We start from the raw sequence: 12,619 nt of genomic DNA on the forward strand, positions 1-12,619 counted from the left end.
CGCCAGAAAGAAACCGCCATGCCCACCTACGACTACGCCTGTGCCCAGTGTGGCGGTTTTGATGCCTTCCGCCTGCTGGCGGACCGCAACGAACCCGCCGCCTGCCCGGACTGCGGCGCCGCATCGCCGCGCGTGTTTGCCACCGCGCCGCGCCTGGCGCTCATGAGTGCGTCCGCACGCAGCGCCATCGCCACCAACGAGCGCGCGCGGCACGAGCCGCAGCGCTCGGGCGACTACGCCCGCCTCAAGCACCCCGCAGGCTGTGGTTGCTGTTCGTCATCGCAAAGCCGCAAGGCCACGGTGACGGCGCCCAGCGGCGCCAAGGCGTTTCCCAGCAAACGGCCCTGGATGATTTCTCATTGATTGGGGATGCTTCACCATGATTCACGGCGATATCTCCAGCAGCAAGGACACCGTTGGCGTGGCGGTGGTCAACTACAAGATGCCACGCCTGCACAGCAAGGCCGAGGTGCTGGACAACGCGCGCAAGATCGCGGACATGCTGGTGGGCATGAAGACCGGCCTGCCCGGCATGGACCTGGTGATCTTCCCGGAGTACAGCACCCACGGCATCATGTACGACGCCCAGGAGATGATGGACACGGCGGCCACCATCCCCGGCGAGGAGACCGAGATCTTCGCCGCCGCCTGCCGCAAGGCCAAGGTGTGGGGCGTTTTCTCGCTCACCGGCGAGCGCCATGAGAAGCATCCGCACAAGGTGCCGTACAACACCTTGATCCTGATGAACGACCAGGGCGAGATCGTGCAGAAGTACCGCAAGATCATGCCCTGGACCCCCATCGAAGGCTGGTACCCGGGGGACACCACGTACGTGAGCGAAGGCCCCAAGGGCCTGAAGATCAGCCTCATCATCTGCGACGACGGCAACTACCCCGAGATCTGGCGCGACTGCGCCATGAAGGGCGCTGAGCTCATCGTGCGGTGCCAGGGCTACATGTACCCCGCCAAGGAGCAACAGATTCTGATGAGCAAGGCCATGGCCTTTGCCAACAACACCTACGTGGCCGTGGCCAATGCCGCCGGGTTCGACGGCGTGTACAGCTACTTTGGCCACAGCGCGCTGATTGGCTTTGATGGCCGAACGCTGGGTGAATGCGGCGAGGAGGAATACGGGGTGCAGTACGCAGCGTTGTCAAAAAGCCTGATCCGCGACTTCCGCAGGAACGGGCAGTCCGAAAACCACCTCTTCAAGCTGCTGCACCGGGGCTACACCGGCATGATCAACTCCCGCGACGGGGACCAGGGCGTGGCCGCCTGCCCGTATGACTTCTACACCCGCTGGGTGAATGACCCCGAAGGCACGCGCAAGGCCGTGGAAGCCATCACGCGGCCCATGGTGGGCACCGAGGAATGCCCGATGGAGGGCATCCCCAACCCTGACAGCGCAGGCCGCAGCTGACGCCAACGGGGGGTGTGGCGCGGGTTCGCCCGTTCGATGCATTGCAGCGGCCTGAGATCTTCAAACAGTGTCAACCGACTGTGCGAGGCCCGCACTGCGCCCGATAATCGGCCCCCATGCGTGGGCCGTTCTTTTCTATCCTGTGGATGTCGTCCTGTGCGCTGCTGTGCGCCGTGCTCGCGGGCTGCGCGGGCAACGCGCCCACGCAGCGCGGCGAGGTCAAGGGCGCATCCGCCGCGCCCGGTGAGCTGGCCCAGTCCGACATGAACCGCCTGGCCACGCTGGCCATGCAGGAGAACCTGGAGGGCTTGTTCCGCCTCATGGACAAGCTCTACCGCCGCAACCCCGCCGAATGGCGCAAGACCAGCACCACCAGCCGCGAGCACGCCGCCGAGCAGGTGCGCACGGCCATCCTGCAGCGCCAGCCCTGGGCGCCACTGCAGGGGCGTCGTGACATCGCCGCGATGGGCTTTGCGCTGGCGCCGGAGTTTGCGGGAGACCGCGTGGCGGCGTTCATCCATGCGACGGCCGACATGATCATCACGGCCCATGGCGGCAAGACCGAGTTCTTCTTGCTCGATGGTGTGGATGCCCAGCACCTCTACAACGCCGCGCGCAATGTGGAAAGCGCCGTGTGGCTGCTGGCCCAGCGCCGCAATGCCCAGGGCCAGCCGCTGCTGCTGGCCGACGAAATCGGGCCCCAGGGCCGCAACCTGAGCTTCGAGCGCGAGTTCGGCAAGGTCATCGCGCGGCTCGACCTGCTGGCCGCCCTGACCACCGAAAAGTACCGTCGCGCTGCCATCAGCTACGTGCAGGGTATCGTGGGCGGGACTTTCCTGCAGTTTCTGCCGGTGCGTTAAGGGCGATTCGACCGCGTCCAGCGCGGGACGCGCCGTCAGCGCGCGCCGACGCGCATGAACGTTCCAGATGGAAACGTGGCGTTACACTTTGGCCACCCTTCCACTCCAAATCGGGACTTCACCATGCGCCAACGTGCATTGCTGTGGCTCACTGCGTTCTTGTTGGCCATGGTGGCCGCGACCGCAGCGCATGCCCAAGACGCGGACCTTTCCATCACAAAGACCGATGGAGTGACCACGGCCACGCCGGGCGGATCGGTGACCTACACCATCACCGCCAGCAATGCAGGGCCGGACCCCGCCGTCGGTGCCACGGTGGCGGACACTTTTCCGGCCGTGCTCACCGGCACCTGGACCTGCGTGGGCGCGGGCGGCGGCACCTGCACGGCGGCGGGCAGCGGCAACATCAACGATGGCGTCAATCTGCCCGCGGGCGGCTCGGTGACTTACACGGTGAGCGCCGTGATCAATGCGTCTGCGACGGGCACGCTGACCAACACCGCGACGGTGACGTCTGCCGTGAACGACCCCAACCCAGCCAACAACAGCGCCACCGACTCCGACACGCTCACGCCACAGGCGGATCTGTCCATCACCAAGACCGATGGCGTGACCACGGCCGTTCCGGGCGGATCGGTGACGTACACCATCACCGCCAGCAACGCGGGGCCGTCCAACGCGTCGGGGGCCGCGGTGCTCGATACCTTCCCTGCCGCGCTCACCGGCACCTGGACCTGCGTCGGCGCGGGCGGTGGCACCTGCACGGCGGCGGGCAGCGGCAACATCAACGACATCGTCAACCTGCCCGCGGGGGGATCGGTCACCTACACGGTGAGCGCCACGATCAGCGGTTCGGCGACCGGAACGCTGGTCAACACGGCGACGGTGACAGCGCCGGGCGGGGTGACCGATCCCAACCCCGCCAACAACAGCGCCACCGACACCGACACCCTCGCGTCGCAAGCCGACCTGGCCATCACCAAGACGGATGGCGTGACCACGGCCGTTCCGGGCGGCTCGGTCACCTACACCATCACCGCCAGCAACGCCGGCCCATCGAACGCCGCAGGCGCGGGCGTGGTGGACACCTTCCCCGCCGCCCTCACGGGCACCTGGACCTGCGTCGGCGCGGGCGGAGGCACCTGCACGGCGGCGGGCAGCGGCAATATCAGCGACACCGTCAACCTGCCCGCGGGCGGCTCGGTGACCTACACCGTCAGCGCCACGGTGAGTGCGGCGGCCACGGGAACGCTGGTCAACACGGCGACGGTGACGGCACCGGGCGGGGTGACCGACCCCAACCCGGCCAACAACAGCGCCACCGACACCGACACCGTCACGCCGCAGGCGGATTTGGCCATCACCAAGACGGATGGCGTGACCACGGCCACCCCGGGCGGCTCGGTGACCTACACCATCACCGCGAGCAATGCCGGGCCCTCCGGCGTCGCTGGGGCAACGGTGGCGGACACCCTGCCCGCGGTGCTGACCGGCACCTGGACCTGCGTGGGCGCGGGCGGCGGCACCTGCACGGCGGCGGGCAGTGGCAGCATCAACGACACCGTCAACCTGCCCGCGGGCGGATCGGTGACCTACACCGTCAGCGCCACGGTGGGCGCGTCGGCGACGGGGACACTGGTCAACACCGCGACCGTCGCGGCCCCAGGTGGCGTGACCGACCCCAACCCCGGCAACAACAGCGCCACCGACACCGACACCATCGCGGCGGCCCCGAGCGCGATTCCGTCCCTGTCGGAATGGGCGCTGTGGCTGCTCGCCGGCCTGGTGCTGCTGGTCGCGCTGGGCCAGCGCCGCCAGATGCGCTGACCGCGGGCGGGCCAACTACAATCGGCCCCTTGGTCCAAGGAGCGTTGCAGCGGCTTGCCGTGCCCTGGTGGGGCATGGCGGCTCGTCAGGCTTGGGCCGCGCATCCCTCAGTACATTGACAACGACGCTCACCTGAACCCCCTTGTGCCGCGCAGGTGAGCCTTATGTCAGATTTGTCCGTCCCCCCCATGAAGTTGTCCGGCCTGGAGCCTGTCTCCATTGGCGAGGGCACGCTGTTCGTCAACATCGGCGAGCGCACCAACGTCACCGGCTCCAAGGCGTTCGCGCGCATGATTCTGAACGGCCAGTACGAAGAGGCCCTGGCCGTGGCGCGCCAGCAGGTGGAGAACGGCGCCCAGGTCATCGACATCAACATGGACGAGGCCATGCTCGACAGCAAGGCCGCCATGGTGCGCTTTCTGCAGCTCATCGCGTCCGAGCCCGACATCGCGCGGGTGCCCATCATGGTGGACAGCTCCAAGTGGGAGGTGATCGAAGCCGGCCTGCGTTGCGTGCAGGGCAAGGGCATCGTCAACTCCATCTCCATGAAGGAGGGCGTGGACAAGTTCAAGCACGAGGCGCGCCTGGTGCGCCGCTACGGCGCCGCTGCGGTGGTCATGGCGTTTGACGAAAAAGGCCAGGCCGACACCTACGAACGCAAGATCGAAATCTGCGAACGCGCCTACCGCATCCTGGTCGATGAAGTGGGTTTCCCGCCCGAAGACATCATCTTCGACCCCAACATCTTCGCCGTGGCCACCGGCATCGAAGAGCACAACAACTACGCCGTCGATTTCATCGAGGCCGTGCGCTGGATCAAGCAGAACCTGCCGGGCGCCAAGGTCTCGGGCGGCGTGTCGAACGTGTCGTTCAGCTTCCGGGGCAACGACCCCGTGCGCGAGGCCATCCACACCGTGTTCCTGTACCACGCCATCAAGGCGGGCATGGACATGGGCATCGTCAATGCCGGCATGGTGGGTGTGTACGACGACCTGGAGCCCGTGCTGCGCGAGCGCGTGGAAGACGTGGTGCTCAACCGCCGCCCCGACGCCGGCGAGCGCCTGGTCGAGATCGCCGAAACCGCCAAGAGCGGCGCCAAGGACGAGAGCAAGAAACTCGAATGGCGCGGCACGCCCGAGCACCCCAAGACCGTGGGCGAGCGCCTGTCGCACGCGCTGGTGCACGGCATCACCGACTTCATCACCGAGGACACCGAAGAGGCCTACCGCGAGATCCTGGCCAGGGGCGGCCGTCCGCTGCACGTGATCGAGGGCCCGCTCATGGACGGCATGAACGTGGTGGGCGATTTGTTCGGCGCCGGCAAGATGTTCCTGCCCCAGGTGGTGAAAAGCGCGCGCGTGATGAAGTCCGCCGTGGCCCACCTGATCCCCTACATCGAGGAAGAAAAGCGCCAGGACGAACTGGCAGGGCGCGACGTGCGCAGCAAGGGCAAGATCGTCATCGCCACCGTCAAGGGCGACGTGCACGACATCGGCAAGAACATCGTCACCGTCGTGCTCCAGTGCAACAACTTCGAGGTGGTGAACATGGGCGTGATGGTGCCCTGCCACGAGATCCTGGCGCGCGCCAAGGTCGAGGGCGCCGACATCGTGGGCCTGTCGGGCCTGATCACCCCCAGCCTGGAAGAAATGCAGTACGTCGCGGGCGAGATGCAGAAGGACGAGCACTTCCGCATCAAGAAGATCCCGCTGCTCATCGGCGGCGCCACCACCAGCCGCGTGCACACCGCCGTGAAGATCGCGCCGCACTACGAAGGCCCCGTGGTCTACGTTCCCGATGCCTCGCGCAGCGTCAGCGTGGCGCAGAGCCTGCTGGGCGACGGCGTGCAGAACTACGTGGACGAGCTGAATGCCGACTACGACAAGGTGCGCATCCAGCACGCCAACAAGAAGGCCACGCCCCTGTGGCCCCTGGCCAAGATCCGCGCGAACAAGACACCCGTGGACTGGTCCGCCTACCAGCCCGCCGTGCCACGTGCGCTGGGCCGCCGCGTGTTCAAGAACTTCGACCTGGCCGAGCTGGCCAGGTACATCGACTGGGGCCCGTTCTTCCAGACCTGGGACCTGGCCGGCCCGTACCCCGCCATCCTCACCGATGAGGTGGTGGGCGTGGAGGCCACGCGGGTGTTTGCCGATGGCCAGGCCATGCTGAAAAAAATCATCGAAGGCCGGTGGCTCACGGCCAGCGGCGTGATGGCGCTGCTGCCCGCCAACAGCGTGAACGACGACGACATCGAGTTCTACACCGACGACACCCGCACCGAGGTCGCCATGACCTGGTACGGCCTGCGCCAGCAAGCGGAAAAGCACACCATCGACGGCGTGACCCGCCCCAGCCGCTGCCTGGCCGACTTCGTGGCGCCCAAGGAAAGCGGCATTGCCGACTACGCCGGCATGTTCGCCGTGACGGCGGGCCTGGGGATCGAGAAGAAGGAAAAGGCCTTCATCGACGCGCTGGACGACTACTCCGCCATCCTGTTCAAGAGCCTGGCCGACCGCCTGGCCGAAGCCTTTGCCGAAGCCCTGCACCACCGCGTGCGCACCGACCTGTGGGGCTATGCCGCCGGCGAGGCGCTGAGCAACGACGACATGATCGCCGAGAAGTACCGCGGCATCCGCCCCGCGCCCGGCTACCCCGCCTGCCCCGACCACAGCGCCAAGAGCGAGCTGTTCCGTGTGCTGCAGTGCGAAGACATCGGCATGACCCTCACCGAAAGCCTGGCCATGATGCCGGCGGCCAGCGTGAGCGGCTTCTACATCGGTCATCCGGATGCCGTGTACTTCAACGTCGGCAAGATCGGTGAAGACCAGTTGCACGACATGGCGCAGCGCCGCAGGATGGATGAGAAGGTGCTGGAGCGGTTGCTGGCGCCGAATCTGTGATGCTATTGATTTTATAGCTTCTGGCGCTTGATGGATAAGCGCCAGGGGCTGATTTGATTGAATAGACAGAAAGGCCCCGCACGCGGGGCCTTTCTGTTGGCGGCTTTGCCGGAAAGCGCTTCGCAAGCCATGGGCCTGCCTCCAGACCGGCGCGCCTGCGCCATGCCTGGCGCGTGTTTTCGGCAGTGGGAACCCTACTTCAGGAGGGATGCTATTTGCCAGGGCGCAGCATGTAATCAGCCACGATTGGGACAAGCTCGGTGCGGCGCTGCCGCTGCACTTTTCACAGGACAGTGGCTCCCGCCGTGGGCCGCGCAGGGCCCGCCCAAGCACAAGACAAAGAACTGTGTAGGGGCGATGCCAATGCTGCGTTTCCATGGATTTCCGGAGGGGCTCCATCATGCGGCCCTGCGCCTGCTGGCTTGCGCGGCGCTGCTGGCGGGTTTGCTGCAGCCTGGCATGGCCAGCGCCGCGCACACCTCGCTCATCTGCCCGGCCAAGGGTGGTGGGGTCACGCAAGGCGGCACGGTCACCATCGACGTGACCGACTGCACGCCAGGTATTGGCTGGGCGGGCACCGGTCCGGTGGACGGGCCGGCGTTGCCGGTGCATGGCAGTGCCAACCTGCGCATCACCGGACCGAACTGGGTCCTGGACTACAGCCACAATGGCAACAGCGCCACCAGCGACTACTTCGAGTTCACCGACGCATCGGGCAACGCCACTGCGCAAAGCGTCGTGGGCGTGACGGTCACCATCCATCCCTCGTCGTCTCCCATTGCGGTCGCACCCGCAACATTGCCCGCCCTGACGGCGGGCACGCCGTTTTCGCAGGCCCTCAGCGCCAGCGGCGGCACGGCGCCATACACCTACACGCTGCAAGGCGGCGCGCTGCCCCCGGGCCTCGGCCTGGCCGGTTCGGGCGCCATCACCGGCACGCCCACCCGGCGCGGGGGCTACACCTTCAGCGTGCGCTCCACCGGCCATGGCGGCCTGTTCGTGGACAAGGGCTACACCGGCACGGTGGGCAACCCGAGCCTGGCGCTGGCCACCCCCACGGGAACGGCGGTGCAGGGCCAGCCCTTCTCGCAAGCACTGGCCACCACGGGCGGTGTGCCGCCCTACAGCTATCTGCTGGAGACGGGCAGCTTCCCGGCGGGCATCAGCATCTCCGGCGCGGGCGTGGTCAGCGGCACCACGGCGGCGTCCCTGGGCAGCTACCCGGTGACCTTGCGGGTCACGGACGCCAGCACGGGGCCTGGGAGCTATTTCGAGCTGGAGAACTACACGCTGGTGGTCAGCCAGCAGCCCGTGCTGTCCATCAACGACGTGGCGGCCAGCGAAGGCAATGCGGGCATGGCCCATTTCAGTTTCACGGTCAGCCTCAGCGCGCCCGCCGGGCCGGGCGGCGTCACCTTCGACATCGCCACGGCCAATGGCTCGGCCACCGCGGGGGCCGACTACGTGGCGCACAGCCTCGCGGGCCAGGCCATACCCGCAGGCAGCAGCACCTACCCCTTCGTGGTGCAGGTGCCGGGCAATGCGCTCTTCCAGCCGGACAGGACGTTTTGGGTGAATGTGACCAATCTGGTGAATGCCGTGGCGGGCGACGCGCAGGGCCAGGGCACCATCGTCAACGACGACGCGGCCCCCAGCCTGTCGATCAACGATGTGACCGTGGTGGAGGGCCACGGCGGTACCACCGGCGCCGTCTTCACCGTGTCCCTGAGCGCGCCGAGTGGCTTCACCACCAGCGTCAACTACGCCACGGCCAACGGCACGGCCACGCAGCCCGGCGACTACACCGCCACCAGCGGCACGCTGACTTTCATGCCAGGGCAAACCTTGCTCACCGTCACGGTGCCCGTGGTCGGCGACACCACGCCCGAGGCCCACGAGACCTTCTTCGTCCACCTGAGCGGCGCCGTCAACGCCACCATCGCCGACAACCAGGGCCTGGGCACCATCACCAACGACGATGTGCCTGTGGCCGTCGGCCCCGGCACCCTGCCGGTCGGCACGGTGGCGGCGGCCTACAGCCAGACCCTGGCGGGGAGCGGTGGCGCAGGCCCTTATGCATTCGCGGTGACGGCGGGCGCGCTGCCCACGGGGCTGGCCTTGTCCACCGGCGGGCTGCTCGGCGGCATGCCCACGGCGGGCGGTGCGTTCAATTTCACGGTCACCGCCACCGACAGCAGCGCCTTTCCGGGGCCGTATGCGGGCTCGCAGGCCTATACCGTGGCCATTGCCAGCCCCACGGTGTCGCTGGCCCCCGCCACCGTGCCGGGCGGCACGCGCACCGTGGCCTACAGCACCCCGCTCGCGGCATCGGGCGGCACGGCGCCGTACACCCATGCCGTCACGGCCGGGGCGTTGCCGGGCGGGCTGCTGCTCAGCGCGGGTGGCGTGCTGTCGGGCACGCCCACGGCCACGGGGTCCTTCAACTTCAGCGTGACCGCCACCGACAGCAGCACCGGCACCGGCCCCTACACCGCCACGCGCGCCTACACGCTGGTGGTGGCCGATGCGGCGCCGGTGGCCAGCCACTCGGCGCACACGGTGGCCTATGGCTCCAGCGGCAACGCCGTGCCGCTGAGCCTCTCCGGCGGGGCGGCCACGTCGCTGGCCCTCACCACGCCGGCCGCGCACGGCACGGCGATGGTCAGTGGCACCACCCTCCAGTACACGCCCACGCCGGGCTATGCGGGCAGTGACAGTCTTGCCTATACCGCCACCAACACCTCCGGCACATCGTCGCCCGCCACCGTCACGCTGACCGTGAGCCCGCCCACCCTGGTGGTCAGCCCCAACAGTGCGCAGACCGCCACGGTGGGCAGCGCCTACACCCGCACCTTCACCTGGAGCGGCGGCGCCGCCCCCTACACGGGCCTGCAGGTGCAGAACCTGCCCCCGGGCCTGTCGGTCACGGCCACCACGGCCGACAGCGCCACGGTGTCGGGCACGCCCTCGGTGGCCGGTGCGTTCAACCTCCACCTCACCGCCACCGACAGCAGCACCGGCGCCGGCCCGTTCAACGGCGCGCAGGCTGTGGCGCTCACGGTGGGAGCCCCCACCGTCACCCTGGCGCCCGCCACGCTGCCCGCTGCCGGCGCGTACAGCGCCTACAGCCAGGCCCTCGCGGCGGCCGGTGGGCTGGCCCCGCACAGCTATGCCGTGAGCACCGGCGCCTTGCCCCCGGGCCTGGCGCTGAGCACGGCCGGCGTGCTGGCCGGTACCGTGGGCGCACCGGGCACCTACCATTTCACCGTCACGGCCACCGACGCCAGCGGGGCGGCCTATGCAGGCAGCCAGGCCTACACGCTGCAGGTGGCGCTGGCGCAGACCTACAGCGGCCCGTCCCCCACGGGCTCGGGCACCATCACGGCCAGCTTTGGCGGCGGCGGTGCGGGGTGCGTGTTCGCCAGCGCGCAGTTCATCCCGCCGTCGGGCCACGCGTCCAGCCCGCCCGCCCACAGCGCCCCGGCGGGGGTGCAGTTTCCGCACGGGCTGTTTGACTTCGCCACCACGGGCTGCACGCCGGGCAGCACGCTGCAGTTCACCATCACCTACCCCGGCGCGCTGCCGGCCCACACCCAGTACTGGAAGTACGGCCCCACGCCGGCCAGCCCGCCCAACGCGGCGCCACGCTGGTACACCCTGCCCGCCGGGGTGGCGGGCGCGGTGGCGACCTTCTCCATCACCGACGGCGCCCTGGGGGATGATGACCTGGCCGCCAACGGCGCCGTCGTGGACGCGGGCGGCGCGGGCTTCGGGCTGGCCGCCACGGCCGTGCCGCTGGGCGACGGGCTGATCTGGTGGCTGGCCCTGGGTCTGCTGGCCGTGGCCGCAGGCCAGCGCCGCCGGGGCGCGGGGTGATGTGCGGTTGATATGAAAATCATAGCTGCCAGCGCTTTCGGGATAAGCGCTGGGGCCCCATTTCATTCAAAGATTGCAGCCATCCGCTCCCTGCAAGATTCAGCCGCCCTGGCCTTGCGGCAGCCGGGCAATCACCTTGATCTCGAACTGAAACCCATACAGCCAGGTCACGCCAATGCCCGTCAGCGTGGGGTGGGGCGCCTCGCCCCAGAACTCGGGCACGATGCTCCACACCGCTTCAAAGTTCGCCTCGGGGTTGACGACAAACATCGTCACGTCCACCACATCGTCAAAGGTGCAGCCCGCCGCCTGCAGCACCGCGTCCAGGTTGGTGAACGCCCGCCGCACCTGCGCCTTCAGGTCGGGCTCGGGCGAGCCATCCTCGCGGCTGCCCACCTGGCCCGACACGAACAGAAAACCGTTGGACCGCACCGCCGGCGAATAGCGGTTGCGCTCGTACAGCGCCTGGCGACCGGCCGGAAACACCACATCACGTTGGGCCATGAAAAAACTCCTTCGGTGGGGCCGGCAAGCCGCCCCGTGTTGACGATGAAGGCACTGTAGAAGCGCGGGGCCGGCCGATAAAGAGGCAAGCCTGTCCATCACTGTTCTTAGAATCCAAACAATCGCGGGCCGCACCAGGCCCATTGGAGCGCGGCACGGGCTCGACCCGCGCACCCCCACGGGCCCCCTGAGGCGGCCGCACCGGAGCATCCCCATGGACCGTTTTGACGCAATGCAGGCCTTCGCGCGGGTGGTGGAAACCGGCAGCTTCACCAAGGCGGCGGCAACCCTGCACATGAGCAAGACCACGGTGACCCAGCTGGTGCAGCAACTGGAGGCACGCCTGCGGGTCCGGCTGTTCAACCGCACCACGCGCAAGGTCCATGTCACCGCCGATGGCGCCGCCTACTACGAGCGCGTGGTGCGCCTGCTGGCCGACCTGGACGACGCCGAGACCAGCCTCTCCACCGCCGCCGCCGCGCCCCGGGGCCGCCTGCGGGTGGATGTGCCCAGCCCCCTGGCCCGGCTCGTCCTCGTCCCCGCGCTGCCCGCGTTCCACGCGCGGTATCCCGACATCCAGCTCGACATGGGCGTGAGCGACCGCCGCGTGGACATGCTGGGCGAGAACGTCGACTGCGTGGTGCGCGGCGGCACCCTCACCGACCAGTCCCTCATCGCCCGCCAGGTGGGCGAGCTCGCACTGCGCGTGTTTGCCGCTCCCAGCTACCTGCGGCACGCGGGCGTGCCCGCGCATCCGGGGGAGCTGGAGGACTCGCACCACCGCATCGTGGGTTTCCTGTGGGCGCGCACCGGCAAGCCGGTTCCCTATGCCATGCGCCGCGGCGGCGAGAGCATCCACGTGCAGGGCCGCTACGTGTGCGCGATGGACGACGGCAATGCCTATCTGGCCGCAGGGCTGGCCGGCATGGGGGTGCTGTGGCTGCCCAGCTACATGGCGCGGCCGCACGCGGCCAGCGGCGAACTGGTGCCATTGTTTGAAGGCTGGACGATGGACCCCATGCCCCTGTACGTGGCCTACCCGCCCAACCGCCATGTGAGCGCCAAGGTCCGGGTGTTCATTGACTGGGTGGTGGAGCTGATGGCGCTGCATGCACCGGTGGCGGTGCGGCGTGCCGATGAAAGCTATTGAAAATATAGCATTCAGGGTTCATGGATAAGCGCCCGGGGCCCATTCAGCTTCAGGATGGCCGGTCAACCCAAACCGCTGA

8 protein-coding genes and 1 riboswitch are annotated in these 12,619 nt (G+C 68.3%); of the genes, 7 read left to right on the plus strand and 1 reads right to left on the minus strand.

The window, feature by feature from the left end; all coding sequences use genetic code 11:
• The first annotated feature begins 18 nt into the window (after window positions 1-18).
• The 6 genes from AC1RCS_RS00460 to AC1RCS_RS00485 all read left to right on the plus strand — a co-directional run bounded on the left by AC1RCS_RS00460 (window position 19) and on the right by AC1RCS_RS00485 (window position 10,886).
• Window positions 19-363: an FmdB family zinc ribbon protein gene (locus tag AC1RCS_RS00460; protein ID WP_057228095.1), complete on the plus strand. Its 345-nt coding sequence runs from the start codon at window positions 19-21 to the stop codon at window positions 361-363.
• 16 nt (window positions 364-379) lie between these two features.
• Entirely contained in the window at window positions 380-1,420 is a 1,041-nt protein-coding gene (locus tag AC1RCS_RS00465) for an aliphatic amidase (RefSeq protein WP_492244775.1), read from the plus strand.
• Between the two features lie 116 nt (window positions 1,421-1,536).
• A complete protein-coding gene (locus tag AC1RCS_RS00470; RefSeq protein ID WP_218296558.1) occupies window positions 1,537-2,280 on the plus strand; it encodes a hypothetical protein in 744 nt (247 codons plus the stop codon).
• A 123-nt stretch (window positions 2,281-2,403) separates the two neighbouring features.
• Window positions 2,404-4,107: an IPTL-CTERM sorting domain-containing protein gene (locus tag AC1RCS_RS00475; RefSeq protein WP_492244774.1), complete on the plus strand. Its 1,704-nt coding sequence runs from the start codon at window positions 2,404-2,406 to the stop codon at window positions 4,105-4,107.
• Between the two features lie 30 nt (window positions 4,108-4,137).
• Window positions 4,138-4,244, plus strand: a riboswitch (S-adenosyl-L-homocysteine riboswitch).
• Window positions 4,245-4,295: 51 nt separating this feature from the next.
• Window positions 4,296-7,010 (plus strand): methionine synthase, encoded by a 2,715-nt coding sequence (gene metH / locus AC1RCS_RS00480; RefSeq protein WP_492244773.1) that lies wholly within the window; start codon window positions 4,296-4,298, stop codon window positions 7,008-7,010.
• Window positions 7,011-7,367: 357 nt separating this feature from the next.
• Window positions 7,368-10,886 (plus strand): putative Ig domain-containing protein, encoded by a 3,519-nt coding sequence (locus AC1RCS_RS00485; RefSeq protein ID WP_492244772.1) that lies wholly within the window; start codon window positions 7,368-7,370, stop codon window positions 10,884-10,886.
• A gap of 99 nt (window positions 10,887-10,985) precedes the next feature.
• On the opposite strand, the gene AC1RCS_RS00490 is transcribed toward AC1RCS_RS00485, so the two are convergent.
• The gene (locus tag AC1RCS_RS00490) at window positions 10,986-11,390 is read right to left on the minus strand and encodes a RidA family protein (protein ID WP_218296562.1); all 405 of its coding nucleotides are present in this window, start codon (window positions 11,388-11,390) and stop codon (window positions 10,986-10,988) included.
• Window positions 11,391-11,604: 214 nt separating this feature from the next.
• On the opposite strand from AC1RCS_RS00490, the gene AC1RCS_RS00495 reads away from it, so the two are divergent.
• Window positions 11,605-12,540, plus strand: coding sequence for a LysR family transcriptional regulator (locus tag AC1RCS_RS00495; protein ID WP_492244771.1), 936 nt, complete (start codon window positions 11,605-11,607; stop codon window positions 12,538-12,540).
• Window positions 12,541-12,619 lie beyond the last annotated feature (79 nt).

The organism is Acidovorax sp. GW823-FHT01C06, assembly GCF_058798375.1.